This window comes from Rhodococcus sp. 06-235-1A (assembly GCF_002258785.1).
In the GTDB taxonomy this organism is placed as follows: domain Bacteria; phylum Actinomycetota; class Actinomycetes; order Mycobacteriales; family Mycobacteriaceae; genus Rhodococcoides.
In genome coordinates this window covers 1-22,761 of record NZ_NOYI01000007.1, presented here as the reverse complement: position 1 = coordinate 22,761, position 22,761 = coordinate 1, and the positions used below count along the sequence as shown (strand labels likewise).

Here is a 22,761-nt window from a genome sequence, read left to right as displayed (position 1 = left end):
CCGTGCAGGCCCCGGTTCACCGGACCCGTGTGGTTTCGATCGATTCGGGTACCCCGTCGCCATGAACGACGACCAAGAGATCATGCAGAAGATTTCCGCGAAACTCGACGCTCTGCTCGGCAGCAAGACCAACGGCCTGCAGAACGAGGTGCCTCCGGGTGCGAGCATCCAGTCCGACGAGGACGACGCCGAGCAAGGGCCACTCGGTCGTGACTACCACCTGGCGAGCAAGTACGCGCAGGCGCTTGCCATCAACGAGCCACAGGTGATCGACCGCGACGAATTCGACCGGTTGGTTGCCGAGTACGGCTGATCCAGCTCTGGCATCGACCCCGGCCCGGCAAGGCCGGAGTTCCGTCGTGTCCGGCGAACCTGGCGAACACCGCGGCATCGGATCTACAGTCGATGGGGTGACCGAACGCAAGAAGCCAGGAGTCACGTTCGAGTCCTGGGTGGACAAGCAAATCCGTCAGGCCCAGGACGAGGGTGCCTTCGATGGGCTCGAGGGGGCAGGCAAGCCGATCCCGCTGGGGGATCCTCGGGACGAGCTGTGGTGGGTGCGCGGCTACCTGAAACGGGAGAATCTGCCGGCCGACGCGTTGTTGCCCACTGCGCTGCAGTTGCGCAAGGAGATCGAGCGGTTGCCGTCCACACTGATCGGTATTCGGCGCGAGGACTCGGCACGAGATGTCCTGGACGAGTTGAACGCTCGCATCGTCGACTGGATTCGGTTCCCGACGCCCCCGATCGTTCCGTTGGGGCCCGTCGACGTCGAGATGTGGCTGGAGAAGTGGCGAACCAACCGAGCCGAGGTGGACCGACTGGAGCGTGAGCATCGCTCGCAGTCGGTCGAGCCCCCTGCGGCAGACTCCGATACCTCTCGACGATCGTGGTGGACGCGCGTGCGTCGAACATTCACCTGGCGGCGCTGAGACCCGTTGTGGTCGTACACAGGGCCAGCGCATCGGCGGCTGTCGACACGAACGGGATGCCGGATGTTCCGTCGACCCGAATTCTCGACGGCAGCAGCCCGTCGGAGCGTGCCGGTTCTTCCATCGTCTTCCAGCCGGTGGCCCGCCTGAGAATTCCGCCGAGCAGAGTATCCGCTGCGTGACGGGTTCCGCTGCGTACGGTGATGGGCGCGGTATCGAGTTCGACTCGTGCGAATCGAAGTGCCGCATCCACAGCCTCGGTGGTCTGCTCTGCCGACGATCGACCGCGCGGACCGGTGCTCAAGCCGTGTCCGGGTAGATCGAGCACGACAGCATCGACGCCCCCGGAAGCGATGTCCGAGGCCAGCGACGTGAGATAGCGCGCATGCAGACCCGCGTCGGCGACGAGCACCACCGACCGTCCGGATCCGACGGATGGTCGATGTATCTCGACGTGCACGCTTCCATGGCCGGTATCGAGCTGTCGATGTTCCACCTGCAGTGCTGCGACATCTGCGCGGCTCAGCGCAACAGCCTCCGATGCCGGGCGCAGCGCCGCTTCGCACGCGATGCCGCGGGCCGGGGCGTCGCCACGTCGCAACAGCGACTTGCCTTGCAACAGAATCATCATCGCCGCGCTCTCGTGTGCCGTGAGCGTCGGTGCCCAGCCGGTGGCGCGGCCGAGAGCCGAGGAATCGACGATGGGTTCCCCTGGTGTGACCCACTGGCCGGAGAACGGGGTGAGCCCCAGTCGGAACGCCACGTTCGCAACATGCGTTGCAGCTTTCTGCGGAACGTCGAACATCAACTGCCCCTGCATCGCAGCGAGTTCGCGCACACCGACCCAGTCCACCGGACCCAGGTTGTACGGGCCGATGAGGTCGGTCTTGGCCGCGCGGTGGAAGGCGTCGGCCATGTCGTCCTGGTGCAGGAATTGATACGACGCCCGATCCGCCTCAGGAAATGCACCGACCGGGCCGGTGAACTGGTCGATCCCGTCGTTGGCGAAGTCGGGTCCGACGATGTAGGTGCACCGCAACATGGAGATGGTCATCTCGCCGGGGTGCCTACGGAGCCACCACTCCGCGTAATGTTCGACCTCGGCTTTGTCGTAGAAGTAGTAGCGATTGGGATCGCCTGCAGGATAACTGTTCTCGGTGAGCGGCTCCGGAGCGATGTCGGCACCGTATGCGTTGATGCTCGACGCGATCACCACTCGCGCGACGCCCGCTCGATAGGCCGAATCGATGACGTTGCGTGAGCCGCGCAGGTTGATGTCGTGGGTTTCGGCCTTGTCTTTGAGCTCCTCGACCACGAACGCCAAGTGCAGCACGACGTCGCATCCGGCAAACGTCTCCTCGAGGTCGGGAGAGCGAATGTCCGAGCGGAGCGAGGTGAACTTCGGGTGCGTGATTCGGGCTGGGCGACGGGCTATCCCGATGACCGCGTCCACCTCGGGATCCTCGAACAGCCTGGGAAGTATCGCGGCCGCGAAGTCACTGGTGGCTCCGGTGACCGCGATACGCAAACCGCGGACGTGCTCACTCATTCGGGCAGCCCTGCCACGGCTTCGATGATCTGTTCCGTGGCAGTCGACAGTTGTTGATCGGTGTGCGTTGCCATCACGCACAGGCGAAGTATGGCACCGGACTTCGGCACGGCGGGATGCAATGCAGCACTGGTGAAGATGCCACGGTCGTAAAGGTTCTTCCACAGACTCATGGCCACGAGGTCGTCGCCGATGTGGAGTGAGACGATGGGCGCGGCCGTATCGCCGTGCGGGGTCGCGGAGCGGCCAGCGACGTCGAGCCCAGCCGATTGCAGTCCGCCGCGCAAGATCTCGGCATTCTCGAGTACTCGCCGAGCCCGGTCCTTACCTTCGTCGCTACGGATCAGGCGGACCGAAGCCAACGCGGCACCCACCGCAGCAGGCACGCCGGAGGTCGTGAACAGGAAGGCCCGGGCCTTGACCCGGAGCGTGTCGATCAAGTCACTCGATCCGGTGACGAAACCACCGGTGGAGCTGGGGCTCTTGGACAGCGATGCCATCGTGACGTCGACGTCCTTGGTGATGCCGAACAGTTCGGCGGCTCCGGTGAGTTCGGGCCCGTAGATGCCGAGGCTGTGGGCCTCGTCGACCATCAGCGCTGCGTGATAGCGGATACACAGCTCGGATACGGTGTCGAGCGGTGCGAGGTCGCCCTCCATCGAATACAGGCCGTCGACGATGACCAGAACGGCCCCGTCGTCGACGACGGGCTGCTGGAGTTTGGCTTCGAGATCGGCCATGTCGTTGTGCTTGAACTTGACCACCGACGCGCCCGAGAGAGTACTGCCGTCGCGGATCGATGCGTGTGCTGCCGAATCCACGATTATCGTGTCCCCTGGGCCGACTATCGCACTGATCGTTCCGAGATTCGTTTGGTAGCCCGTGGTGAAGACGAGTGCGTCGTCGGTTCCGTGCCACTGGGCGATTTCGTGCTCGAGTTCGAGGTGGAGATCCATGGTCCCGTTGAGCAGACGACTTCCGGTGACGGCGCTGCCGAATGTGTTCAGCGCGTTCTGGGCCCCCTCGACGACTTTCGGGTGATCGGCGATCCCGAGATAGTTGTTGGAACCGAGCATGATCTTGTCTTCGCCCTCGACGCGAACGACAGGCGCGACTGCCGATTCCATTCTGCGGAAGTACGGGACCACATCGGCTTCTCGAACCGCGCGCAGCAGGTCCACCCTCTCGTCGCCGCCGAGTCGTTTCATCAATCTGTTGACAACCATCGTGTACCAGAACTCCTCACAGAGTTGATTGTGGATTGTCGCGAATTCATACGTTGATTCGGAGCAGGTAGCGAGATCGATTGCTATTCGGCGAAAGAATATTCGATGTTTCGAAAGACGCTGCCGCAACGGAAATTAGTCGGTAAATCGAGCCGAAAAAATGATTCGAGTATCTTTCGTCGCGAAGATTTTACGATATCTTTAGTTTATCTGCGCAGGTCACGGGGTATTGTCGACGGTCAGCGCGAATTCACCCGCTCCACCGCTGTATATAGAGATCGTCGACCGATTTGTCGCGATCAGGTGATGGTACAAATGGTCGTCGCCGCAATCAATTAGTGGCACACAATCGATTAGTGACACAAGGAGATGAACTGTGACTGGATTAATGGTGCGTGAAAGGGAAACCCTGGAGAAGTACATGCCGGGTTTGTTGCACTATCTGGACACGACCCCGCTGGAGCAGCTCGAGTCACGCGAGTCGGACGCGATCGACAAATTTCGGGAATTCGGCGGCACCGGTCTGGTGGTTCCGGTCGAACTGGGCGGTCTCGGTGCTCCGGCCATCGACGCCGTCAGGGCGCAGAGGGCAATCGGTTCTCGTTCGCCCTCTCTCGGGGCGGGAACCACGATGCACCATCTCTCGCTCGCCTCGCTGACGGAGTTCGCTCGCGGTGCCACCGAGGACGACCGCGCGTTGATCAAGGGGCTGGTCGAACAAAAGGCGATCGTTGCATCCGGATTTTCCGAGGGCGTCACCGGCGGGAGTGTGTTCATTCCGACGATGACAGCCGTGAAGAAGGGCGACAACTACATCGTCAACGGAAGCAAGAAGCCGTGCAGCCTTGCTCGTTCGATGGATTTGCTGACCTGCAGTGTCGAAATCGACTCCGGTGACCGGGCCGTCGCTCTGATTCCTGCCAGCCTCCCGGGTATGAGTGTGAAGCCGTTCTGGACCACCGACATTCTGGCCGGCGCGCAAAGCGAAGAAGTCCTGCTCGAAGACGTCGAGGTGCCTGCGAGCCTGGTCCTGCCCAACAAGGACGACGATCCCGATGGCGTGCACGAGATGACCGGTTACCTCTGGTTCGGCATGTTGATCTCCGCCAACTACATCGGTGCAGCGACCTCCCTGCTCGAGCGGATGATCGAGCAGGACAAGGGCGACTACGAGGGCTACGTTCGGGCGGCGGCCGAACTCGAGGCGTCCATGGCGGCCATCGAGAACGTGGCCCGCGCCTTCGACGAAGGTGAACGCGGACAGGACATCTCGGTGAAGTTGTTGTTCAACCGCATCGCGATACGCGACGCCCTGGTCCGTAGTAGTTCGGCTGCGATCGAATCGCTCGGCGGGATCGGCTTCATCAAGTCACCCGAAATTGCTTACGTCGCAGCGGCATTGCATGCCTTCGCGTTTCATCCGCCATCACGGCGATCCATTTCGGAGACCCTGGCCCGCTTCCACGCAGGTGAAGATTTCGCCTTCGTCAAGTAGTGCTCAGTCTTCGGTTCGCTCGTCTTCGGCCAGCTTGTCCTCGCCTCGGTTTCGGAAGAACTTGAACCCGGGGATGCCGATGACCGCGCGTCGGACATCTTTGGTGACTCCGAGCAGCTCGTGAATCTCGGGCGACACCGTGTCGAGGGTGGCGAGAATGGGGAGCAGAGCTTCCATGTGATCGAGGAGGCCGGGTAGCTGATCGACCATGGCGATGGCGGCGTCGACCTCTTCCTCGGAGAGATTGTCGACGAACTTACGAGCCATGGGTTCGGACTTCTTGGCGATGGGATCGAACATTTCGATCAGTTCGAGCGCAGTGTGGGAGGCGACCGACGCCGACGCGACCACCTCGTCGGCGGCGCCGGTCGTCCGCTGCACGCTGGCGACCACCGCATCGGCAGAATCGATCACGTGGTCGATGCGTGTCATCAACGTCTCAATCCGTGTCAACAACGCTTCGATTCGGCCGGGCAGGGTAAGCGCGAAAGCGGTCGTGGTGAGCATCCAGCCTGCACCCGCCCGCGCCACCGCTACTCCGCGCCGGAGCACCGTTTCGGTACCGAGAGGATCGGGGAGAACCACACCTGCCAACACCAGAGCCATAGGAGCGACAATGCCACACCGACGCAACGCCCCGACTGCCGTTAGCCTCGACGCATGAGAGCCCTCGTCACCGGTGCCAGCGGGTATATCGGATCGCGACTGGTGGCAGCTCTGCTGGCCGAGGACGCGGACGTCGTCGTCGGCTCTCGGAGGCCCGACAACCTGCGGACGTTCGACTTCTACGAGTCCGTCACGGCAGTTGCGCTCGACGTGACCGACGAACGATCCTGTGCCGACGCATTCGCCCGATCGGGCGATGTCGACGTGGCCTACTACCTCGTGCACGCCATCGGCGAATCGGATTACCGGGCGCAGGACCGCGCCTCGGCCGAGCAGTTCGCCGCGGCGGCTGCTCGAGCGGGCGTGCGGCGAATCGTGTATCTCGGCGGGTTCGTGCCCGATGACGACCACCTGTCCGAGCATCTGGCCAGTCGCGCGGACGTGGGTGAGGCTCTGACGGTCGACGGCGTCGAGTTGGTCTGGCTGCGCGCAGCCATCGTCATGGGAGCCGGTTCGACGTCGTACGAGATGTTGCGCTACCTCGCCGACCGCCTACCGGTGCTACCACTGCCGAGTTGGCTCGCCGAGCCCGTGCAGCCGATCGCCGTCGACGACGTGCTGCACTATCTGTTGGCGTCCGCCGACACCGAGACGGTCCCGGCGGGTTCGTACGACATCGGCGGGCCGGACGTGGTGCCCTATCGAGATCTGGTGTTCGCCTATGTCGAAGCTGCCGGTCTCCAGCGGGTCGGAGTCCCGGTGCCGTTCGTGCCGACCTCGCTCGCAGGCAAGGTGATCGGGAAGATCATTCCGGTTCCTGCCGGACTCGCCGAGGATCTGGTGGGGTCGCTGCACAACACGATGACGACGTCCGAGAGCCGCATACGTGAGCTCGTTCCCGACCCTCCGCGCGGTCTGACCACCATCGCAGACGCGATGGCCCGTAGTGTCCGGGGGATGGTGGGCGAGCCTCCCGGTGTGTGCGCGTTGAAGGATCCGCTTCGGCTCGCGAACACCGATGCAGCATGGAGCGGCGGGGATGCGCTGGGGATCAGGCGTCGCGGTGTTGCGGCGTCCTCGGACCGGACCTGGGGCCTGATCGAAGCCCTCGGTGGGCGTCGGCTGCTGTCCTCGAAGCCCGTTGCGGCAGCGGTGCGTACCAACCTCGACGTGGTGGCCGGTGTGAATCGACGAGTGTCGTCGGCCGTGCGTCGCCTGACCGATACCGAGGAGGCGTGATGGGAACGTGGTCGACGACCGCGCTGAACGTGATGAAGTCCGCTCTGGTCGATCCTGTCGAACGCGATCACCGAGAATCCGACGCCGCATTCCGCAAGCGGCGGATCGTCGTGGTGATCACCTTGGTGCTCGGGGCCACGGTGCTCTACTTCTCGCTCAAGGCCGAGCCGGGGGATCCGTCGTTCTACGCACTGACCCTGGTGCTGGCGGCGGTGTGGACGGTGGGCGGACTGCTCTCGGGTCCGTTGCATCTGGGACGCATCGTGGTCGGCGGGTCGATCCGAAGGCCGATCGTCACTCCCATCCTGATCGGTCTCGCCGTCGGTGGGGTGTTCATGCTCGGCGGTCTCGTCGTTCGACAGATTCCGCCGCTGGCCGACTTCACCGAGAACGTGCTCGCGCACGCCAGAGTCGGCTCACTGGTGCTCATCGTGTTCATCGCGCTGCTCAATGGTGTCGCAGAGGAGATCTTCTTCCGCGGAGCGCTGTACTCGGCGATCGGCGTCAAGAACCCGGTGATCATCTCGACCGTCATCTACGCGATCGCCACCCTCGCCTCGGGTAATCCGATGCTCGGCTTCGCCGCCGTGCTGCTGGGGTACGTGATGGGTCTGCAGCGGCGCGCATCCGGCGGAATTCTGGCTCCGATCCTGACGCACGTCAGTTGGTCGGCGGTCATGGTTCTCGCCTTGCCCCCTCTGTTCGTATGACACCGGTGTCCGAACGGAAAGAGGCGAAAACACCGATTCGATCAGCAGAATCGGTCCTGCGCGCTGATTCTTCTCGGATCTGGGCTAGATTGCGCAAGTGAGTGAAAATCTCGATCGCGTCGATCGCTTGATCATCGACGAGCTTGTGTCCGACGGCCGCGCCACTCTGGCGACGCTGGCGGAGAAAGCTTCCCTGTCCGTTTCCGCCGTTCAATCCAGAGTCAGGCGGCTCGAGTCACGGCGCGTGATCCGTGGGTACACGGCGCAGGTGGACCCGGAGGCCCTGGGCCGGCCGCTGTCGGCGTTCGTCGCCATCACTCCGATCGATCCGGCTCAACCGGACGACGCTCCAGCGAGATTGAAGCATCTGTCGGCCATCGAGTCGTGTCATTCGGTTGCCGGCGAGGAAAGCTACGTGTTGTTGGTGCGAGTCGAGTCGCCGCGGGCGCTGGAGCGTCTGCTGCAGGAGATCCGAGCCACTGCCAACGTCCAGACCCGCAGCACGATCATTCTGCAGACGTTCTACGACCGCTGACTGCCCGCCAGACGCGGTCCGAGGACATCGGCAGGTCGTAGAGTCTGGCCCCCACGGCGTCGTGGATGGCGTTCGCCAACGCGGGAGCGACCGGGTTGTACGGCGACTCGCTCATCGACTTCGCGCCGAACGGGCCCAACCGGTCGTACGTGTCGGCGAACAGGACCTCCGTACGAGGAATGTCTGCCAACTGCGGGACGTGATAGCTGCGGATCGAATCGGTGGTGACCAGACCGGCACCGTCGGTGCGAATTTCCTCGTACAGCGCGCTTCCGATCGCTTGAGCGACGCCGCCTTCCACCTGCCCGCGGCACTGCTGCGGGTTCATCACGGTCCCTGCGTCCGCGCTCTGCACCGAATGCAGAATCTTCACGGTGCCGGTGTCCTCGTGTACCGCCACCCGAAATGCCTGCACGTTGAACGCCAGAGAACGCGGTAGCCCGCCGCTGTTCCCCTCGGTGACCAGGAAGCCCCCCGCCCGTTCCAGTATCTCGTCGAGGGTGACGAATCGATCTCCGCACCGCACGCCCTCCGGCCCCAGTGTGCAGTCCGAATACCGGTGTCCTGTCGCGGTCGCGGCGAGGTTCAGGATGCGGGCAGACATCGCTCGAACAGCTGCATAGAGCGCTTTGCCTGCCACCACGGTGCCTGCCGAACCGAACGCGCCCGTGTCGTAGGTGGTGGAGTCGGTGTCGGACTGATCGACGAGAATTCGCTCGACCGAGGTGCACAGCTCGCTGGCTGCGATCTGGGTGTGCACGGTGGTGGTGCCGTTTCCGAATTCCGCTGTCCCGACGCGGATCTCGTATCGACCCTCCGGGAGCAAGACCACCGATGTCTCGGCGCGGTGTCCGCGTGGCGGAATGGTGGCGATCATCGCCACCGCCATCCCTTCGCCGACTTTCCACCCCGCCGGGGCATGTTCACCGTTACCCCGTCGCAGCGCGGCCTCCGCGAGATCGATGCACTGATCGAGGCCGTAGCTGCCGAACTGCAGGTCGTCTTCCTCGAGGTGGGCAGCGACGATGTCGTCGCCGGGGACGATCACATTACGTCGGCGAAACTCGAACGGATCGACGTCGATCTCGCGCGCGAGATCGTCCATCGCCGATTCGATCGCGAACATCACCTGTCCCAGTCCGTAGCCGCGGAAGGCTCCGGACGGAATGTTGTTGGTGTACACGGTTTTCGCGTCGACCCGCTTGTTGGCGCACCGGTAGATCGCCACGGATTCGCCGCACCCGTGGAACATCACACCGGCACTGTGGTTGCCGTAGGCACCGGCATCGGTGAGCACATCGATCGACAGGGCGGTCAGTAGACCGTCGGCACCCGCGGCAGCGGTGACGTCGACCCGAAACGGGTGACGGCACGGTGAGACGGTGAACTCGTCGGTCCGCGTGAATTCGAACTGCACGGGTCTACCGGTGCGGAGCACTGCCAGTGCCACCACGTCCTCGGTGAGCAACTCCTGCTTGCCACCGAAGCCGCCGCCGACTCGAGCGGTGAACACGCGAACCCGATCTCGAGGCAATCCGAAGATCTCGCAGATCTCGTCGCGCACCAAGAACGGAACCTGTGTGCTGGTGCGCAGATTCAGCTTCCCGTTCTCGTCCAACCACCCGATGGTGCCGTGCGTCTCCAGGTGTACGTGTTGAACTCGCTGCGTCGTCCACCGACCGGTGACCACCGCCACCGCGTCGCGGACAGCTGCGTCGACATCGCCGGTACTGCCGTGCAACTCGGCCACCAGATTGCGAGACGGATCGGCGATCCGGGCCGACGCGTCCTTGTCGCCGTGAATCTTCGGTGCGCCGGGTGCGAGTGAGGACTCGGGATCGAACACTGCGGGCAGCACGTCGTACTCGACGATCAATGCGCGGCACCCCTCCTGCGCAGCCGCGACCGAATCTGCGACCACGACGGCCACCCGCTGGCCGATGAAGCGCACGACGGTGTCCAGCACGTGGGTGTCGTCCGGATCGTCGACGCGGCGATCGTGGCGAGCCGTCGAGAATGCGGTTGCCGGGCTGTCTTTCGCGGTGAGCACCAGCTGCACCCCGGGAACCTGCTCGGCCGCGGTGGTATCGATGGAGACGATGCGTGCGTGCGCGTGTGGACTTCCGAGCACACTGGCGTGCAGCAACCCCGGAGGGGCGTGGTCGAGTGTGTAGGGCTCGGTTCCGGTGACGATGCGCGTACTGGCGGGTGCCGCGAGGGACCGTCCGCACGCCGGACCGTCGACGGACTTCTCGGTGTTGACCACGCCGCAGACGGCGTCGGATACGGCGCGATACCCGGTGCAGCGGCACAGGTTTCCCTTCAGCCGCTCGGGAAGCTCGTCCAGATCCTCCTCGGTCAGTGTCGAAGCGGTGACGACCATTCCCGCGGTGCAGAATCCGCACTGGAACCCGGCGGCCTCGACGAACCGACGCTGCATCGGATGGAGGTCGTCCGGTGTACCGAGCCCCGCGACGGTGGTGACGGATCGGTTGGCCGCCCGGAACGCGGGGAATATGCACGAATGCACCGGTTCACCGTCGACGAGCACCGAACATGCGCCGCAATCGCCCGCGTCGCAGCCTTTCTTCACCTCGAAATGTTCGTGCTCACGCAGCATTGTGCGCAGGCACTGACCCGGGCGGGGAGAGACTTCGGTCGGTACACCGTTGATGTCGAATATCATGACAACTCCTCGCGAATCTGCTGCGCTGCACCACAACTGATGTGTCGACGCCAGTCCGGTGCGCCGTGGGGGTCGTCGTACCAGTGCTGGGGGTCGATGGTCTCGGCGAGCGCGTCGTCGAGTTCGCGCGCTGTCGGCAGAGCCGGAAAGCGTAGAACGAACGGACGGACGGTGGACGCACTGACCGTCAGGACGAATTCGCCGCCGGTGTCGACTCGGCCGATCACCACCGCGGCCGAGCGGCCGAGTGGCGACAGTGCGAGCTTGCGCATCGCCGTCCTCGCCTCGAGCGCGTGCAACGGAATCTCGATGCTTCGCAGTACATCTCCCGGCCGTAGGGCGTTGGCATGCGGCCCGGTGACCAGATCTGCGATCGCGATGCGGTAGTCGTGCTCGGGGCCCTCGCTCGACCACACCAGCCCGACGCCGTCGAGGGCTGCGGTCAACGAGATCATCGCACCGGCGGGGAGGGCCAGTGCGATGTTGCCACCGACCGTCGCGGTCTTCCATATCTTGAACGAGGCCAACAACGCTGCAGCACAGCGGGAAAACAGCACGGTGGCAGGCCACGGCGAGGTGTAGCGCGCGAGAGCCTCTATGGTGCACGTCGCGGCGATCTCGAGGCCGGTCTCGGTGACGGTCAACGGTTCCCAGCCCAAGGCAGTGATGTCGACGAGAGTGCCGAGGTGATCCTGCCTCTCCGAGAACAGCCAGGTACCGCCCGCGAGCACGGCGGTGTCCGCGCGTCCGGGCGGTAGGTCCGCGCGGGAGCCAGGAACGAGTATGTCGTCGACAGTACCGAGATCCATGGCTTTCGCTCACCTCGTCCTCGCCGGCAGATCCGCCACCCAATGTGTCGTCTCGAACTGTAATGAGTATCTGTTACCGATCTTCGGTCGTTCGGCGATACGCCCGAAACTCGGCGGAAACAACCCACACATACTGTTTCTTCGTACACGCTCAGCTGTGTCCGACTCGCTCAGCTGGCTCCGGGCCGGGGGAGGAACAGCAGTGCAGGTCAAGGACTTGCTCGACGCCACGCAGCTCGGCATTCGACTGCTCACTTCCGACGCGGACGCGATCGGCCGCACCTTGAAGTGGACGTACACGACAGATCTGCCCGACCCGTCGCGCTACATCGCCGGCGGCGAACTGGTCATCACCGGACTCGTGTGGCATCGAGCGCCCGCCGACAGCGAAGTGTTCGTCCAGGCCGTCGCCGAATCCGGGGCCTCGGCGCTTGCTGCCGGGGAAGGATTGCTGGGCCACGTTCCTCCCGACCTGATCGATGCCTGCGAGCGGCACGGACTCCCTCTGCTCGCGGTACCCGAGACCGTCTCGTTCGGCGAGGTGACCGAGTTTCTCGTCGGCCGCGTCACCGGTGACCGAATCGCCTCGCTGAATACAGCGCTCGTGCGGCAACGTCAGCTGCTCACCGCGATCGCGGACGGCAGGGCGCTCGACGAGCTGGCGCTGCACACCTCCAGGGAAACCGGAATGGCGTGTCTGATATTCACGGCGACCGGACGTCGGCTGGTGGCCGAGGTCTCGGCGTTCACCGACGCCGACGTCGACACGTTGACGCACTCCGCACTGTCCTCCGAAAGACTGCCCACGACAACCACTCTCAGCGACGGCGGAACCTACAGCATCTTCGGCGTGGGACCGTCGCTCGCGCAGCGGACCACACGGTGGTTCCTCGCGGTGGCGGGTGACCTGGCGACGTTCCGACCTGCCATCTCCGACGCGTTCGGGCAACTCGCTGCCATCGCCGCCCTCGATCGTGCTCGACGCGAAGAGGGACGGCTGGTCCGGCGCGAGATCGCCGACCAGGCAGTGGCGTTGATCGAAGCCGACAGCACCAGGCCCGAAGCACTCACACGGTTGCGTCAGGCAGGTGTCGACCCGGATCGCTCGCTCGTCGTCGTACGGGTCGTCCACAGCGGTCGGATCGACCTGCGCGAGATGCTGCGCACCGTTCTCAGCGACACGCTGACCTCGTTCGGAGGTGGCTGCGTCGGGTGCAGCTCGCACGGCGACATCGTCGCGATCGTGAACACCGACGATCCGAACTTCGCGCAGACCCTGCGAACTCGATTGAGCCGCTTGGGTTCCGGAATCGGACACAGCCGTCTGCTCGTGGGCGTCAGCTCGGAAGCAACCGGTATCACCGTCGACGGCGCGCTTCGATCTGCCCGTCACGCACTCGAAGTGAGCAGGCAGGGGACCGGCCCGGTGACGGTTACCGCGGGTGCGCAGCTGACCTCGGCGGTGTCGATGCTCTCGGCGTTACCGGACGAGGTGCGTCGGTCGTTCGTCGAACATGTTCTTGCTCCTCTGCTCGAGTACGACCGGCGTACCGACGCAGGCCTGACCGACACCCTTCGTGAGTTTCTCGCCACCGGTGGATCGTGGAACCGAACCGCGGAGTCGTTGCATGTTCACCTCAACACCGTCCGGTACCGAATCAAGAGGGTCGAGGAGTTGCTCGGCCGTGATCTGGGTTCCACGGCAGACAGACTGGACGTGTATCTCGCGTTGCAGTCGATCCCTCGTTCGTCGGCCACGGGAGCGGCATAGGATCGAACGATGACTGGCTTCACCGGAATACCTTTCGCTGCCCTGGACTTCTACGAGGACCTCGAAGCCGACAACAGCAAGCTCTGGTGGAACGAACACAAGGATGTCTACGACAACGCGGTCAAGGGACCGATGACAGCGTTGCTCGCGAACCTCGAATCGGAGTTCGGTAGTGCCAAGGTCTTCCGCCCGTACCGTGATGTTCGATTCTCCAAGGACAAGACACCGTACAAGACCCATCAGGGCGGCTTCGTCGCTCGCGGTGACAGTCTCGGTTACTACGTGCAGATCGATCCCGCCGGGTTGTTCGTCGCCGGCGGCTTCTACAACTCCTCGACCGACGGCATTGCCCGCTACCGCAACACCGTCGACGACGACGTGCGCGGGGCCGAGCTCGAACGGATACTGGCGACGCTGACGAAGGCCGGCTACGAGATCGGCGGCGACAAGCTCAAGACCAAGCCGCGGGGATACGAGCTCGATCACCCACGGATCGACCTTCTGCGCCACAAGTCGCTCACCGCCGGTAAGCATTTCGGCTCACCAGCGTGGCTGGAGACACCCAAGGCCGCGACGAAGGTGCGCGACGCCTGGCGTGCCCTGACCCCGTTGGTGGAGTGGTCTGCGGCTCTGCACTCGTGAGCACAGCGCTCTATCCGACGACGGAGTATGTGCGCCAGGCATTTCCGGCGTCCGGAGCGTCCTCGCGTTCGACCGTTGCCTGAATCAGACCGTACGGGCGATCGTCCGCGTTGAACACCTCCAGGTTGTTCTCGATGCCGAACTTGCCCAGGTCGTAGACGAAGTGATGCTTGTTCGGTGCCGACATCGAGATCTCGGCGATGAACGGGTACTTCTCCAGCACCGCCTCGCCCATGGCGTACAGAGTCTGCTGGAGGGCCAGCGACTGTAGATTCGCGAATCGCTCGATCATCGTCGCCTTCACGCCCGCGTACACGTCGTCCCACTCGACATCGGTGGTGGTGTACCGCCACTGTGCCGTCAGCGACGTCGCCATCACCCGGTCGGTGGTGGGCTCGAGAATCGTCAGGTCGTCCTCGAGAAAGCCGTGGAACTCCGACCCCGTGGACTTGAGAATCACCAGCTCCTTGAAGCCGCTGATCACCCACGTCTGCTGCGCATCGCCCTTGCCCTCGATAGTGACCGCCGCCGTTCGGATCTCCTCGCCCTTGCGCGTCCATGTGTGGTCGTGTTCGACGCCGTCGATCACCGCGCGAGCCCAGGCGTACTCCTCGAGTTCGATGCGGGCACCCTCGACCGGCTCGACGTCGTCGACATAGTGGCGAGCCAGATCGAGGCCGTAACTCTCCAGGTGCAGTAGGCCCTTGGTCTTGGCGTACGCGTAGGCGGTCTGCTTCTGGGTGTCGGTGGGAAGAACATTGGACTGATCGCCCACCAGATGCGCGGGGGAGAAGTCGCCGCGTAGCGCGCTCGAGACGTTGATGTCGTGGATCTCGTGCCGAGGCGAGTCCCGATAGATCCGCACCACACGGTTCTCCGCTTTGCCGTACTGATTGGATCCGAGGACGATCTTGCCGGTCAGGTCGGTCATGTCAGCTCCCGCGATAGGTCGAATAAGCAAAGGGGGACAACAGCAATGGGACGTGATAGTGGGCATCGGGATCGGTCACGGTGAACGAGATGGACACCTCCGGGTAGAAATTGGGTGTCGCCGTTGCCTCGAAATAGTCGCCCGTGTCGAACGAGAGACGGTAGATACCCTGATCCATCGGCCCGGGAACGACCTCGCCGATGCGTCCGTCTCCATCGGTGGTCGCGGTGGAGATCTCGCCCTTCTCGGGGTGGAACAACCGAACCCGCATCCCTACCGCCGGTGTCCCCGAGGTGGCGTCGAGCACGTGTGTGGACAGGCCGGTCACTGCTCCGGACCCAGCATGCGGCCGAGGCGAATTCGATTGATCTTGGCCAGTTCCACGCGGAGCACCCGTCTCTCGGTTTCGGCATCGTTGTCGAGCCTCTCCTCGAGGATAGCGAGCAGGTCCTCCGCGGACCTGCCGGTGGCGCACACCAGGTAGACGTGCCCGAACTTGTCCTCGTACGTTCTGTTGCCCGCCGCCAGCTTCTCGCGCACCTCGGTGCCTGCAGTCGTCACCGCGGCCTGCTCGCGCTTCGACGACGGGTTGTCGGCCTTTCCACCGATGCGGGGATGACCGTCGAGTGCGTGGTCGATCTCGGCCTCGGGTAGCTCGGCGAGCACTCGATCTGCCCTGTCCAACAGTAGATCTCGACTGTCGAACGGTCGGCCTTGGGCTACTCGACGGGCCCAGATCGACGACGCGCAGCACTCGTAGAGCGCGTGCATCGCCTGCCGATCACTGAGCCGATTGAACCCGTCGAGCCCTATCCATTCGTGTAGCAACTCGCGCTCGCTATCTGAAGTCGTTGATGCGACCGAACCGCGCGGCCGCGATCGGGTTGGCATCGGCCACGAGATCGTCGAATCGGTAGTTCGCGATCTTGGCTATCTCGATCATCGCGAACGACCGCTCTGCCGACGGCGCATTCTCGACGCGGGACCAACCGTTGGCCAGGACTCGATCGTAGCGTTCGGTCTCCCGCGCGCAGATCACAAGCGGGAAGCCGAAGTGTTCGCGGTATTCGGCGGCAAGTTGGACGATGTTGTCGTGCTCGTCCTCTTCCAGGTTGGACAGGCCGACGTGATCTGCGGCATTGAGGGTGCCGGTGGCGTCCTCGCTGCCGAGATCGGGGTAGCTGTTGATCAGCTCGATCTGTTCCTCGGTTGTGCCGGCCAACAGTGCCTCCTGGAAGGCCTCCCGCAGACCGTGAGCATCGGCGAAAGGCCGCTGCTGGTAGGCGCGCTCGACAACCCACGGAGTGCCCTGCACCAAGCCGCCGAACGTGGCAGCGAAGTCCTCGGCGGACATCTCGTTGACCTTGTCGAGGGTGATGCCCTTACCCGGACCGCCCGCAACGGCCTGACCGCGGCTGCCGATGTGGAAGAACAACACGTTGAGCACGATCGCGGAGACCGCGCCCAGGACGATGCCGCTGCCGAACAACATTTCCAGCCAATCCGGCACGCCCTCGGAGACCGACGGTTGAATGGTCACGAGCATCGCGAGCCCGAGGCTCGTGGCGACGATGATCAGGTTGCGGTGATCGGTGAAGTCCACCTTCGACAGGGTCTGGATTCCGACCACGGCGACGGTCGCGAACAGGGCGAGTGCGGCTCCGCCGAGCACCGGCGCCGGGATGGATGCCACGACGGCTGCCGTTTTGGGTAGCAAGCCCAGCAGAATCATGATGCCGCCTGCCGTGGCCACCACCCAGCGGCTGCGCACACCGGTCAGGCGCACCAGGCCGACGTTCTCCGAGAAAGCCGTGTACGGGAACGAGTTGAACGTACCGCCGATTACGGTGGCCACTCCGTCCGCGCGCAGAGTCGCTGCGATGTCGTCTTTCTTGATGCGCTTGCCGACGATCTCACCCGTCGCATACACACTGCCGGTGGTCTCGACGGCGATGATCAGCATGACGACGATCATCGAAATGATGGCAATGACACTGAATTTGGGCACACCGAACAAGAAGGGCTGGGTAAAACCGACCCACGATGCTTCCGAGGTGCCGTCGAAGTTCATGTCCCCCAGTACGAATGCGACAGCACTACCGATCACCAGGCCGAGCAGCACCGCGATGGTGGCCATGAAGCCCTTGAAGAAACGTTGGATCAGCACGATGATCAGCAGCGTGCCGATCGCGTACGCCATCCACCGGCCGTTCGTCGGATCCTGCTCGTGCGTAGCGGGATTGGTCACCGCATCGTTGACGGCCACCGGGAGCAGCGCGACACCGATGATCGTGATGACGGTACCGGTCACGACGGGCGGGAAGAAGCGCAACAGCTTGCTGAAGTACGGAGCCATGAAGAAGGTGACGAGTCCGGCGACAATGACGGCACCGTAGACGTACAGCAACCCCTCGGTGCCGCCGCCGTTGGCCAGCGCGATCGCGATCACCGGCGATACACCGGCGAACGTCACCCCCTGTAGCAGCGGGAGTCTGACACCGATCTTCCAGAACCCGACCGATTGAATGATCGATGCGATACCGCAGGTGAACAGGTCCGCATTGATCAGGTGGATGAGCTGTTCGTTGGTCAGTCCGATCGCACTGCCGATGATGATCGGCACCAGCACAGCGCCGGCGTAGAACGCCACGACGTGTTGGAACCCGTAGGCGGCAAGTTTCGGAACAGGGAGAACTTCGTCGACGGGATGGACGCGTTTGCGTCTGGTGGGCTGAACGGACATGGGTGGGCTCCTCGCGGAAGCAACAGGGCAGGATCCTGCGACGCTGCAGGAGAAGTGCACTAAGAATCGGTCATCGCGCCTATCCTCGCTAGTCGAGCAGGCACAAAATTTCGGACGTACTCGACGTGGACGTTGTGCGAACGTCCAAGACTCGACCGAACAACGAAAGGAGCGAGGGTGTCGGACTTCGCCGTCGGGGTGCTGCTGGCCGCGGGTGCCGGAACGCGGTACGGATCGCCGAAAGTACTCGCTCACGACGGGCTGTGGCTTCGAACGGCGGTGCGGGCACTGCGCGACGGCGGCTGTGATCGCGTGGTCGTGGTGCTCGGTGCCGCAGACACGCCCGTACCTGACTGTGCGATCGCGGTGCACACGCCCGACTGGCAGCAGGGCATGAGCGCATCCTTCGCTGCCGGTCTGGCGGCGGCGTCGGACGCGGAGTACGCGGTGGTGCATGTGGTCGACACCCCGGACGTCGGACCCGAGGTGGTGCAGGCAGTGCTCGCCGCAGCGAAGGAGACCGGTCTCGCCAGAGCCGTGTTCGACGGTCGCCCCGGTCATCCTGTGGTCCTGGCGCGTCGACATGTCGACGCAGCCGTGGCATCGGCGTCGGGCGACTTCGGTGCCCGGGACTTCCTCCGCGGACGAGACGATGTGATTGCCGTCGAATGTTCGCACTGGGCAACGGGAATCGACCACGATTACCAGTAACCGGTCGTGCGCGTTTTGCGTACCTCTGACTACGCAAAACGCGCACGAGGGGGTGCTACGCCCAGGCAGCGACGAGTGCCGCGATCCTGCCGTCGAATTGGTGACCACCCGTCGGGTATTCGACCGCCGTCGCAGACGGGAGAGCAGCAGAGTTCAGCGCCAGGTGAGAAATAGGAACGACGTCGTCGTCCCGACAGTGAACGAGTGTCAGATCGGTCTCGGGCTCCGGGTCGGTGAACGCGTAGACGGCGACGTCCCACCCACGCGGAGTCCAGTCCGGCATCGCCAGTAGAGCGGCCCGCTGAGGCCGTTTCCTGCGGCATTCTGCCAAGACTCTGACGAGGATCGACGCGCCGAAGGAATGCGCAATCACCGAGTCCTCCGGTCCGAGCCGGTCCAGGTGCTGCCGAACCGGTTCGGCCCAGTCCTCGAAACCCATGGCGCTGTCGGGCAGTTCGGGCATGTGCAGGTCGAGGTGCAGAGCCTGCGCAAGCCCGTTCGCCAGCGGTGCGTCGTCGACGAATCCGCCGGCACCGTGAACGAACAGCAGTCGACCGACCATCCTGGGTTCCTCTCTTCGGTAACGCTGTCACCGAATCCTCGGCAATGCTGTCACCGAAGAAGACCGGTGCTCGCCGGTGAATTCACCGGTCGCCACACACACATGTGTCGTGCGCGTTTTGCGTAGTCAGAGGTACGCAAAACGCGCACGAGGGGGTTGACGTCGAACAGGCGTGCATGGAACCATCCGGCTCAGCGTCGCGTGTCGATGACGGACTGCGTCAGACATGGAGGCGTCGTACTGCCCAGGAGGCAGCGCATGTCCATTTCGTTCGATCACACCACCGTCATTGCGAAGAACAGTTCCGACTCTGCGGCGTTCTTTCGCGAGCTGTTCGCTCTGCCAGAGGCGCCGTCGTGGGGGCCGTTCGTCAACGTGCAGCTCACCGACGGCACTCTCGTTCAATTCGCCGAGCCCCCTTCGATGACATTCAGTTCCAGCACTACGCATTTCGAACACTGGGCCGACCCTCGGATGACCGAACCCGGCACCGTCAACACCGGCCACGGTGGCCGTGGGGTGTATTTTCGTGACCCCACCGGACACTTCTTCGAGATGCTGACCCACTCGTATCTGACCCCCCGGGTGAGCCGGTACCGTAGCGGTTGTTGCTGAGCAGCAGCATGTTTCGATGACGAGGACTGCCGGCGACACCGTTGCGTAGAACTATGCCAGCCGGCCATTACGTCTCGTACGCCTGACGACTGGACCCCGACGCCGCTGCGCAGATGGTGGTCGACGCCAACTTCGAGATCGAGGTTCGAGTGAAACCGGGCCCCGGTGGGATGCGAGCCGACACCGCAGGCCTATCCGATGGCGCGCAATCGAACATCGTCTCGTCTCGAGCCCGGTAGGATTTGCCCGATGTGTGCACCCCGTCCACGCGTTCTCTTCGTCACCGACTTGGCGTATCTGTCGAGTGGCCGACGCTACTGCGACGAGGACATCTTTCTGTCGTCGCAGCTCCGCGAGTGGGTCGACATTGCGCTGTGTCACCCGCTCGAAGCGCGTGCGCTGATGGACGCCTTCGATGTTGTCGTTGTTCGGAACTCCGGGCCTGTGCTGGGGTACCAGGATGCATTCGACGCGTTCACTCGCCATGCGCGCGAGAACGACGCGAGGGTCTTCACCCAGCTCACCGGCAAAGGCGACCAGAGAGGCAAGCAGTACCTGGTCGATCTCTTTGCAGATGGTTTTCCAGTTATCCCTACCGTCGACAGCCCGCGGGACGTCTCGTGTCTACCCGAAGTCGATACCTATGTGGTGAAACCGAAATGGGGCGCCGACTCGATCGGTATGCGAAACATCCGGCGCGCCGAACTGTCGGAAGTAGAGCAGCACAATCTCATTCAGCCGCGAATCGATTTCGTGTACGAAGTGTCGTTCTACTTCATCGGCCGCACATTGCAATACTCCCTGTACGCTCCTGACCCTGGCCGACGCTGGGACCTGGAGCCGTACTCGACTACTGCTGAGGACGAAGTGTTCGCGCAACTATTCGTCGACTGGAACGACATCGAACACGGGATCACCCGGGTGGACGCATGCCGCACCGTCGACGGAGCTCTGCTCTTGGTCGAGCTCGAAGACCTGAACCCGTACCTCTCACTCGACCGGCTGCCCGAGTCGTCGCGTCGAGAGTTCGTGAACCACATGGCGGAAGCGATCGTGGCGCTGGGTGCCCAACCCTAGAGGGAGAAACCAGTCGGGTACAGCACGCTCGACACCGCATCGGTGCTCACAATTCGCTACCGTCGTCTCCGTGATTCTCGGACCGAACGATGCGGTGTCCCGACGCCCCTCGAGGATTGTCGTGGCTGGGACGTCCGGTTCCGGCAAGACAACGCTGGCCGCTCGCCTCGGGTGTTTGCTCGATATCGAACACGTCGAGATCGACAGCCTGTTCCACGGCCCGAACTGGACGCCGCGTCCGACCTTCGAGCGTGATGTCGACGAATTCGTCGCGGGCGAGTCGTGGGTCACCGAGTGGCAATACAGCATCGTCCGAGACCGTCTCGCGGCTCGAGCCGAGCTGTTCCTGTGGCTCGACCTACCGCGTCGAACAGTCATGCGGCAGGTGACAATTCGGACGCTACGCCGCAGGTTCGGTAGGCGTGAGCTGTGGAACGGGAACACCGAGCCGCCACTGCACCGCATCGTCCTCGACCGTGAGCACATCATCCGATGGGCATGGAACACCTATCGGTCGACTTCCGAGCGGGTGCAGCGACTGAGTGTGGACCGCCCAGAGCTGACGATTGTTCGCTTCCGGTCGCACCGGGACGTGGACGCATGGATTGCGCACCAGCTGATTCCTCTGGCGGGTCACTGAGCGCCGAGTGCGGTCAGCAGCCCAGTTCTGATGCCAGAGACTCGATCGAGTCGACGCTGTAGGTCCAGTCCGACTCCGCAACGAGGTCCGCGGTCTGGCTGGGCCCGTGTTCGAGCGGACGGGCGACGAACGCCGTCGCGAACCCGCAGTCGGCTGCCGCCACGAGATCGCTGTTGTGCGCGGCCACCATCATGCATTCGCTCGGCTCCAGACCCAGAATGTCCGCGGTCCGCAGATAGGCCTCAGGGGTGGGCTTGTACGCCTGTACCGGTTCTGCGCCGAGGATTGCATCCCACGGCAGTCCGGCGTTCTTGGCCATGCCGAGCAGCAGCGAGATATTCCCGTTCGAGAGCGGGGCGATGATGAATTCGGTGCGCAGCCGGTTGAGTCCGGGGACCGAATCCGGCCAGGGATCCAATCGATGCCACGCCTGATTCAGCGCGGTAATACTATCCTCGGCCAGCCGAACGTCGAACTCCGACAGTACGACTCGAAGAGATTCCAGATGCAACACGTCGAGCCGGGTGAAGGGCCTTCGACCGGATCTGACCTCGTCCATCGCCGGTTGATACATGCTGCGCCAGCGGTCGGCGAAGGCGTGACCGTCGACCCCGGGAACACCGAGGGACCGAACTTCACGGGCGATGCTGGTACGCCAGTCGACGACAGTACCGAAGACGTCGAACAGGAGTGCCTTCAACGATTTTTCGTCTTCTTGCCCTTGGAATGTCCGCTTGCAGACAGGAGAGCACCGGCCACGGGGATGAGGAGGAAGAAGAGCCACTTCTGGTCGAAATCGGTGAGGAAGAACAAGGCGAGTGAACCGAAGATGACCAGCGGCATCACCACTGCACGCCAATCGATTCCGGAGGCGGGCTCGGTCGGTGCGGGTGACTTCTCCAGTCGATCAGGGGTCTGAGGCGCAGCCGACGCAGCGGGGAGGTCGACGAATACCCTGTCGAGCTCCCCGCGCGTCGTAGCGGAAGCGATGGTGGCACTGCGCTCGTCGAATTCGGGAACGGTGAGACGACCCTCGCTGAAGTGCAGGCTCAGCGCCTCCAGTGCCTTTTCCCGATCGACAGTGCCGATACGAATTTCCGGAAGCTCGGACATTGCTACAGGGTAACGCTATCCGCGCCATGGAACAGTGCCGAATTTCGCGTCGCTACCGATATGTCGTCATTTGATTTCGGTGAGGACGGTGCCTTGGGTGATGGCGTCGCCTGCGGTGACGGTCAGGCCGGTGACGGTGCCTGCTTTGTGGGCGGTGACGGGGTTTTCC

Annotated in this window: 25 protein-coding genes; 12 read left to right on the top strand and 13 right to left on the bottom strand. The window is 63.6% G+C overall.

Annotation, left to right across the window (positions count from 1 at the left end):
• Window positions 1-61 precede the first annotated feature (61 nt).
• Entirely contained in the window at window positions 62-313 is a 252-nt protein-coding gene (locus CH275_RS04565; protein ID WP_094675640.1) for a modification methylase HgiDII, read from the top strand.
• A 97-nt stretch (window positions 314-410) separates the two neighbouring features.
• On the top strand, window positions 411-932 hold the full coding sequence (locus tag CH275_RS04560; protein WP_094675786.1) for a J-domain-containing protein: 522 nt from the start codon (window positions 411-413) through the stop codon (window positions 930-932).
• Here CH275_RS04560 and CH275_RS04555 read toward each other — a convergent pair.
• Together CH275_RS04555 and CH275_RS04550 are read right to left on the bottom strand one after the other, a co-directional pair.
• Window positions 916-2,481, bottom strand: a complete 1,566-nt coding sequence (locus CH275_RS04555) for an NAD-dependent epimerase/dehydratase family protein (RefSeq protein WP_094675638.1) — start codon at window positions 2,479-2,481, stop codon at window positions 916-918. The two genes, CH275_RS04560 and CH275_RS04555, sit on opposite strands and share 17 nt — an antisense overlap.
• The gene (locus tag CH275_RS04550) at window positions 2,478-3,707 is read right to left on the bottom strand and encodes an aminotransferase class I/II-fold pyridoxal phosphate-dependent enzyme (protein WP_094675784.1); all 1,230 of its coding nucleotides are present in this window, start codon (window positions 3,705-3,707) and stop codon (window positions 2,478-2,480) included. The genes CH275_RS04555 and CH275_RS04550 overlap by 4 nt, the downstream gene beginning before the upstream one ends.
• A gap of 376 nt (window positions 3,708-4,083) precedes the next feature.
• Here CH275_RS04550 and CH275_RS04545 point away from each other — a divergent pair, with 376 nt between their 5' ends.
• Window positions 4,084-5,202: an acyl-CoA dehydrogenase family protein gene (locus CH275_RS04545; protein WP_094675636.1), complete on the top strand. Its 1,119-nt coding sequence runs from the start codon at window positions 4,084-4,086 to the stop codon at window positions 5,200-5,202.
• A 3-nt stretch (window positions 5,203-5,205) separates the two neighbouring features.
• Here CH275_RS04545 and CH275_RS04540 read toward each other — a convergent pair whose 3' ends face one another.
• The gene (locus CH275_RS04540) at window positions 5,206-5,808 is read right to left on the bottom strand and encodes a ribulose 1,5-bisphosphate carboxylase large subunit (protein WP_094675634.1); all 603 of its coding nucleotides are present in this window, start codon (window positions 5,806-5,808) and stop codon (window positions 5,206-5,208) included.
• Between the two features lie 54 nt (window positions 5,809-5,862).
• On the opposite strand from CH275_RS04540, the gene CH275_RS04535 reads away from it, so the two are divergent.
• The 3 genes from CH275_RS04535 to CH275_RS04525 all read left to right on the top strand — a co-directional run bounded on the left by CH275_RS04535 (window position 5,863) and on the right by CH275_RS04525 (window position 8,292).
• Complete coding sequence (locus CH275_RS04535) at window positions 5,863-7,047, top strand: NAD(P)H-binding protein (RefSeq protein ID WP_094675632.1); 1,185 nt, start codon at window positions 5,863-5,865, stop codon at window positions 7,045-7,047.
• Entirely contained in the window at window positions 7,047-7,757 is a 711-nt protein-coding gene (locus tag CH275_RS04530) for a CPBP family intramembrane glutamic endopeptidase (RefSeq protein WP_094675630.1), read from the top strand. Before CH275_RS04535 ends, CH275_RS04530 begins: the two co-directional genes overlap by 1 nt.
• Before the next feature lie 97 nt (window positions 7,758-7,854).
• Window positions 7,855-8,292 (top strand): Lrp/AsnC family transcriptional regulator, encoded by a 438-nt coding sequence (locus CH275_RS04525; protein WP_032376860.1) that lies wholly within the window; start codon window positions 7,855-7,857, stop codon window positions 8,290-8,292.
• On the opposite strand, the gene CH275_RS04520 is transcribed toward CH275_RS04525, so the two are convergent.
• Both CH275_RS04520 and CH275_RS04515 read right to left on the bottom strand, forming a co-directional pair.
• The gene (locus CH275_RS04520; RefSeq protein ID WP_094675628.1) at window positions 8,264-10,978 is read right to left on the bottom strand and encodes a molybdopterin-dependent oxidoreductase; all 2,715 of its coding nucleotides are present in this window, start codon (window positions 10,976-10,978) and stop codon (window positions 8,264-8,266) included. The genes CH275_RS04525 and CH275_RS04520 overlap by 29 nt on opposite strands.
• A complete protein-coding gene (locus tag CH275_RS04515) occupies window positions 10,975-11,787 on the bottom strand; it encodes an FAD binding domain-containing protein (RefSeq protein ID WP_094675626.1) in 813 nt (270 codons plus the stop codon). Before CH275_RS04515 ends, CH275_RS04520 begins: the two co-directional genes overlap by 4 nt.
• Before the next feature lie 157 nt (window positions 11,788-11,944).
• Between CH275_RS04515 and CH275_RS04510 the strand changes: the two genes are divergently transcribed.
• Both CH275_RS04510 and CH275_RS04505 read left to right on the top strand, forming a co-directional pair.
• The gene (locus CH275_RS04510) at window positions 11,945-13,558 is read left to right on the top strand and encodes a PucR family transcriptional regulator (RefSeq protein WP_256990853.1); all 1,614 of its coding nucleotides are present in this window, start codon (window positions 11,945-11,947) and stop codon (window positions 13,556-13,558) included.
• 9 nt (window positions 13,559-13,567) lie between these two features.
• Window positions 13,568-14,200, top strand: a complete 633-nt coding sequence (locus tag CH275_RS04505; RefSeq protein WP_094675624.1) for a DUF2461 domain-containing protein — start codon at window positions 13,568-13,570, stop codon at window positions 14,198-14,200.
• Window positions 14,201-14,210: 10 nt separating this feature from the next.
• On the opposite strand, the gene pucL is transcribed toward CH275_RS04505, so the two are convergent.
• Genes pucL through uraD (CH275_RS04485) form a run of 4 tightly spaced genes read right to left on the bottom strand, consistent with a single transcriptional unit; the run spans window position 14,211 to window position 17,874 of the window.
• The gene (gene pucL, locus CH275_RS04500) at window positions 14,211-15,131 is read right to left on the bottom strand and encodes a factor-independent urate hydroxylase (protein WP_094675622.1); all 921 of its coding nucleotides are present in this window, start codon (window positions 15,129-15,131) and stop codon (window positions 14,211-14,213) included.
• A gap of 1 nt (window position 15,132) precedes the next feature.
• Entirely contained in the window at window positions 15,133-15,459 is a 327-nt protein-coding gene (gene uraH / locus CH275_RS04495) for a hydroxyisourate hydrolase (RefSeq protein ID WP_094675620.1), read from the bottom strand.
• The gene (gene uraD / locus CH275_RS04490) at window positions 15,456-15,959 is read right to left on the bottom strand and encodes a 2-oxo-4-hydroxy-4-carboxy-5-ureidoimidazoline decarboxylase (protein WP_032376866.1); all 504 of its coding nucleotides are present in this window, start codon (window positions 15,957-15,959) and stop codon (window positions 15,456-15,458) included. The genes uraH and uraD (CH275_RS04490) overlap by 4 nt, the downstream gene beginning before the upstream one ends.
• A gap of 10 nt (window positions 15,960-15,969) precedes the next feature.
• Window positions 15,970-17,874: a 2-oxo-4-hydroxy-4-carboxy-5-ureidoimidazoline decarboxylase gene (gene uraD / locus CH275_RS04485; RefSeq protein ID WP_094675618.1), complete on the bottom strand. Its 1,905-nt coding sequence runs from the start codon at window positions 17,872-17,874 to the stop codon at window positions 15,970-15,972.
• Window positions 17,875-18,051: 177 nt separating this feature from the next.
• Between uraD (CH275_RS04485) and CH275_RS04480 the strand changes: the two genes are divergently transcribed.
• Window positions 18,052-18,585, top strand: coding sequence for a nucleotidyltransferase family protein (locus CH275_RS04480; protein WP_094675616.1), 534 nt, complete (start codon window positions 18,052-18,054; stop codon window positions 18,583-18,585).
• 55 nt (window positions 18,586-18,640) lie between these two features.
• On the opposite strand, the gene CH275_RS04475 is transcribed toward CH275_RS04480, so the two are convergent.
• Complete coding sequence (locus tag CH275_RS04475) at window positions 18,641-19,147, bottom strand: alpha/beta fold hydrolase (RefSeq protein WP_094675614.1); 507 nt, start codon at window positions 19,145-19,147, stop codon at window positions 18,641-18,643.
• Between the two features lie 258 nt (window positions 19,148-19,405).
• On the opposite strand from CH275_RS04475, the gene CH275_RS04470 reads away from it, so the two are divergent.
• The 3 genes from CH275_RS04470 (at window position 19,406) to CH275_RS04460 (ending at window position 21,479) form a co-directional block, all read left to right on the top strand.
• Window positions 19,406-19,762 carry a VOC family protein gene (locus CH275_RS04470; RefSeq protein ID WP_143546679.1) on the top strand — a complete coding sequence of 119 codons (357 nt, stop codon included), beginning with the start codon at window positions 19,406-19,408 and terminating at the stop codon, window positions 19,760-19,762.
• A 249-nt stretch (window positions 19,763-20,011) separates the two neighbouring features.
• On the top strand, window positions 20,012-20,839 hold the full coding sequence (locus tag CH275_RS04465) for a hypothetical protein (protein WP_094675612.1): 828 nt from the start codon (window positions 20,012-20,014) through the stop codon (window positions 20,837-20,839).
• 121 nt (window positions 20,840-20,960) lie between these two features.
• On the top strand, window positions 20,961-21,479 hold the full coding sequence (locus tag CH275_RS04460) for an AAA family ATPase (RefSeq protein ID WP_256990852.1): 519 nt from the start codon (window positions 20,961-20,963) through the stop codon (window positions 21,477-21,479).
• A gap of 13 nt (window positions 21,480-21,492) precedes the next feature.
• On the opposite strand, the gene CH275_RS04455 is transcribed toward CH275_RS04460, so the two are convergent.
• The 3 genes from CH275_RS04455 to CH275_RS29100 all read right to left on the bottom strand — a co-directional run.
• Complete coding sequence (locus tag CH275_RS04455; RefSeq protein WP_094675610.1) at window positions 21,493-22,179, bottom strand: haloacid dehalogenase type II; 687 nt, start codon at window positions 22,177-22,179, stop codon at window positions 21,493-21,495.
• Window positions 22,176-22,592, bottom strand: coding sequence for a DUF1707 SHOCT-like domain-containing protein (locus CH275_RS04450; RefSeq protein WP_094675608.1), 417 nt, complete (start codon window positions 22,590-22,592; stop codon window positions 22,176-22,178). Before CH275_RS04450 ends, CH275_RS04455 begins: the two co-directional genes overlap by 4 nt.
• Window positions 22,593-22,658: 66 nt before the next feature.
• On the bottom strand, window positions 22,659-22,761 hold a 103-nt coding region (locus CH275_RS29100; protein WP_143546678.1), incomplete at its 5' end, for a biotin/lipoyl-containing protein.